The 4,621-nt window shown below is 31.2% G+C and carries 6 protein-coding genes; all 6 read left to right on the forward strand.

The annotated features are described in order from the left end of the window. Positions 1–1,329 (forward strand): GHKL domain-containing protein (locus KQI58_RS22210; RefSeq protein ID WP_216411111.1); only part of this gene is annotated, 1,329 nt, incomplete at its 5' end. Next, positions 1,326–2,063, forward strand: coding sequence for a LytR/AlgR family response regulator transcription factor (locus KQI58_RS22215; protein ID WP_216411112.1), 738 nt, complete (start codon positions 1,326–1,328; stop codon positions 2,061–2,063). The genes KQI58_RS22210 and KQI58_RS22215, both read left to right, overlap by 4 nt. An 817-nt stretch (positions 2,064–2,880) precedes the next feature. Further along, a complete protein-coding gene (locus KQI58_RS22220) occupies positions 2,881–3,099 on the forward strand; it encodes a hypothetical protein (protein ID WP_127978956.1) in 219 nt (72 codons plus the stop codon). After that, the gene (locus KQI58_RS22225) at positions 3,099–3,296 is read left to right on the forward strand and encodes a hypothetical protein (protein WP_216411113.1); all 198 of its coding nucleotides are present in this window, start codon (positions 3,099–3,101) and stop codon (positions 3,294–3,296) included. The genes KQI58_RS22220 and KQI58_RS22225 overlap by 1 nt, the downstream gene beginning before the upstream one ends. 97 nt (positions 3,297–3,393) lie before the next feature. Then, positions 3,394–4,086: a class A sortase gene (locus tag KQI58_RS22230; protein WP_253296094.1), complete on the forward strand. Its 693-nt coding sequence runs from the start codon at positions 3,394–3,396 to the stop codon at positions 4,084–4,086. Positions 4,087–4,262: 176 nt separating this feature from the next. Continuing rightward, the gene (locus tag KQI58_RS22235) at positions 4,263–4,547 is read left to right on the forward strand and encodes a hypothetical protein (protein WP_216411115.1); all 285 of its coding nucleotides are present in this window, start codon (positions 4,263–4,265) and stop codon (positions 4,545–4,547) included. The last annotated feature ends 74 nt before the right edge of the window (positions 4,548–4,621 follow it).

Raw genomic sequence — 4,621 nt, forward strand, 5'->3', positions numbered from 1 at the left:
TCTGATCCCATTGCTCATCGCTCAGTTCATATCGTCGTGGTTGTGCCATTCGTTATCCTGCTCCAGTCGTTTTTATCAGAGCATACCATATTTTTATTGGGTTTTCAGACACGTCCTAGAAACAAGAAACAAGTATTTCTTTTGATTGGTGTTTTCATATGCATATTTTTTATGCAAAATTATGTATTTGTAGTAATTGGAACAATTACTACATTTCTTCTGATTCTAGGGTTTTTATTTTTTTCAGAGAATAATCCTATAACATCATTTAGTTTTTCATCTTTATTTTTTTGTAACAATCTGTTATTACAAACCACTATATCGCCGATAATTCCTTTTCTTTCTAGTAAAATGGAATGGTGGATGATCGTCTTATTTCAAACTTTCTTTTATGTGTTTTGTCAATTTTTTTTATCAAAATTTGAGACATGGTTGTATAAAAAATATATTCATACTGAATTGACAATGATCTTCATTACGGTATTAACACTAATAGGATTTCTATACAGTATTTGGAGGAACGATCTTCCAGGCATTAATGCGGCTAGTTCAGGAACATTGTTAAAATTTACAATAATAACGGCTCTATGTGCTATTTTATTTTTCTTATTAGTGGTCTTACTGTTTGCTCAGCGAACATTTGCGGAACGAACACGAATTGCCCAAGAAAAAGCAGAACTTGAAAATAGTAAATTTTATTATCAGGAGTTAGCGAAGAATGCCCAACAAATTCGTAATTTCAAGCATGATTTCCACAATCTTTGTCTTGGAATGAAGTTGATAATCGAAAAAGGTCAAATTAATGAAATCAAAGAATACTTTGAAGAATACATTGAAAAACCAAGTAATCAGCTTTCAAAACTAACGTACAATCTCTCAGCTCTTGAAAAATTAGATAGCATTCCTTTGAAGAGTCTATTTCATACAAAATTAGGTATTCTCGATCCGAAGTGTATCCATTTATCAATGGAAATTGACAGCAATATATGTTTTCCTGAATTTTGTTTGCCTAATTTGCTTCGAGGATTAGGTATTATTTTGGACAATGCCCTTGAAGAGCTGGCATTTTTGGGGGAAGGAGAATTAAACCTTGGAGTCATACAAGAAGGTTGTGATATTTGTATAATTGTCGAAAACACCTGTCGTGATAATTTACCGCCGCTACATGAACATCGGAGAGTGGGGTTCTCTACGAAAGGGGAAAACCGAGGATTTGGATTAGCTAGTTTGGAAAGCTGCTTGGCTGAAGCACCGTTTTTGCTGAGGACGCAAATTCTAGAAGATCGATATATTCAAGTTATTATTATTGAAGGGTCTAAAACAACATGATCAAAGTTATTTTGTGCGAAGATGATAGACATCAAAGGCAATATTATACACAATTGATTAAGGAAATTCTTCAGAACAACGAAGAGGTAAGCGTGGTTCTCTCATTTTCTGATCCGTATACATTGTTAATGGAATGCGGTGAGGAACGTCCTATTGGAGAAAAGCGATTATATATTCTAGATATTCATCTATCTACTGAGATGAACGGAATTCGCCTTGCTCAAGAAATTCGAAGATTTGATTCTCAGGGCGATTTGATTTTTATAACGACAGATGGTGAACAAATGCCTCTTGCTTTTCGTTTACAATTGAAGGCCCTAGATTACATTGTAAAGGATCAGGAAGATAACCTTAAGGAGGCTTTTTCACGCTGTATCGAAAAAGTTCTCAAATTAGAAGCAACTCAGCAAAGATACTTTGTAATTGAAACAAGCGGATCTTTTTATAGATATCCATTTCATGACATTATGTTTATCTGTACCAACGGTAAAAAAGGGATTCTGGAGATGCATACTCGATCAAGCTTGGATGAATTTAGAGGAACGTTAAAACAAATCCTGATTTCCTATCCGGATCTACTTCAAATTCATCAGGGGATTTTAGTTAATAGCAGAAATGTAATTAAAATTGATGAAAGAAATCGTATATTAACCATGTCGAATGGAGAAAAATGCGAAATCGCTTATCGATTTCGAAGGAAAATTTTTGAGAAGATTAAGAAGCAGTTGATATAATAGATAGAAAATTGTTAATGACTAGAAAAGAGAAGTTTCAAAACTTTGGGAAATTACTAACTAGGTTTTATCTCAATTCAAATAGCTGTTATAGGACTGACTCAAAGATTTCTTATTAGAGACAGAAATATCCGCCGAATCTCAAAAATTAATTAGGCGGATATTTAAGTTTATTTTGCAGTGAATCTTTCACTTTTTTATTATTGCTCATTTGTAAAAATGGACCAGTTGTATCTTTTTATTTAGCTTGAAATTGTAATACTGTGTACTTTAATCTATCAGAACAATTCACAATAGAAATATTTTGGATCATCATACCCTCACTTGATAACACCTTTTTATACCTCGAAATTAAATTCTCAAAAATATTCCGTATATTAAATATGACATTATCCTTTTTTTAGAGGACTTTATTCCTTTTTTTGATGTTTTATCGGGCCTTTCTATCTAGGAAAAATCTAAATATCAAGATTGGTATTATTCAATGGTGTCTATCAATTGTATCCTTTTCTCCCATCATTATATAAATATCCTTTTTTACATTCAATAGACCTAAAATTTTGTTTGAAAGTTAGAAAAGACATCAGAATACTTTTTGATTTTCATGATTCAATCAAATAAGAAGACTATAACACATAAAATGTCCATAAGTGTTTGCTAAATTTCAATTAAACTCTCTTACGAATATGAATTTTGATTATAAGCCATAAACCAATACCTGATATTAATGTAGTATTGTGGAGCGAATGCTGCTAGCATTTTCAGAATTAAATTCGTTTGTCGAAGATTAGCTTATGAATGCTGTGAGGGGATAAGTATGGAAATTTCTATTTTTGTTGGCTTGCTGGCTCTGTGTATATTTTATATGTTTTTTCAACATTTCAATTATAAAAAGAAACTTGTCAATAATAATTTGGAGAAAAGAGAAACTGAAATAAAAAAAATTGATGAAGAGTTAGACAGACTAAGAGAAGAATCCGATATTTTAAAAATGGAGGTAGATTTATTAATTAAATTGTCAAAGGAGAAAAGATAGTGGAATTAGTATTTATGGTGTTCGTAGTATTTGTGACTTTGTTGATGGCATTCATAATAAAGGGGGTGCTTTCACCAAAACATGAAGATATTCTTGAAGAAACCAACGAGAAAATAAAATTGATTAAGGCAAAAAATGAGATATTGAGATATGAAATTAAGTTCTTAAAATCAAAACAAAGGAGTAAATTAGATTAAGAATAAAACAGATTTTTAGCTTTTTACTTCTTAACATTAGCAATATGAAATATTTTGTATTTTGATAATGAAATGATGAAGAAAGATGAGGAAAAGATTGACGATTTTAAGAAAAATAAAATTTTCGAGTATCGTTTGTTTTCTGCTACTAGTGGTCGGTTTGATGTTAATCTTCAACAATCAAATTAAGACATTTATGATAAGTAGACAAACAGAAACTAATAGAATTTCCCAATATACTGTAAGTGATGTAGAAAAAAACCTTAAGAAAAAAGCAAATTACGACTTTGATTCAGTGAAATCTATTGATTCTGAAATGGTGTTAAAAGAGCAATTTAAGAATAACGATTTACCTGTAATAGGAGGTATAAATATTCCTGAAGTAAAAATAGAACTTCCTATTCTGAAAGGTGTAGATAATAAGGTCTTACTAACTGGTGCAGGTACATTAAAAGAAGAACAAAAGATGGGAGAAGGGAATTATGCCCTTGCAAGCCATAGAACAAGCGATCCTAAGTTACTATTCACGCCTTTAGATGATGTTAGCATTGATACTAGAATATATTTAACGGATTTGAAGAAAATCTACATATATAAAGTAGTCATGAAAAAAATAGTTGATCCCAGTCAAGTACAATTGATAGATGATGTTGAGGCAAAAAAATTAGTAACCCTTGTAACTTGTGGTGATATTGAAGGAAATACTAGGTTAGTTGTCCAAGGAGAGATATTTCAGACCATAGCCTATCAAAAAGCACCTAGAAAATTAAAAATGCTTTTCGAAGAATAGAACATATTGAAGATTAAATAAAAAAACTGGGGCGTATCACATCTAATAATCAAAACAAGATAAAAGCTAAGGAAGGAAAATCGCTCAAAGATTTTCGTTCCTTTTTAATTTTAACTATAAATTACTGGTTTCATATTTATTTTTAAAAAGTATTTATAGATGAAAGGAGGAAATAATTGGAAATTAATGAGGTAGCAATTCGAAAGTTGATGAAAGAAATAATTATCAAAAGGAGGGAATTGAGTAAACAGTATTTCAATTTAAAACAAGATTTAGAAAAGCTAAACTCTGATGTATATCCCAGATGTATGACCAAAAGTACAGTGATTGTAACCAAGAAAAAAAATATAAAAGAAGTGAGAACTAAAAATGTAACTCGCAACTGTGGAGTAATACATTCTTTTGAAAGGATCTCATGGAATGGCAACACTTTTTTTGACAAAAATTATAAGGTGTTGTGAATCTCTTGGTGTTATTGCTCCGATTGCCCTTGACAATGAGCCTCCTCGGATCGGATTCTTTCCGGCAGAAGCGT

Origin of the sequence: Enterococcus raffinosus, from assembly GCF_018917525.1 — a bacterium.
Lineage (GTDB): Bacteria > Bacillota > Bacilli > Lactobacillales > Enterococcaceae > Enterococcus_A > Enterococcus_A raffinosus_A.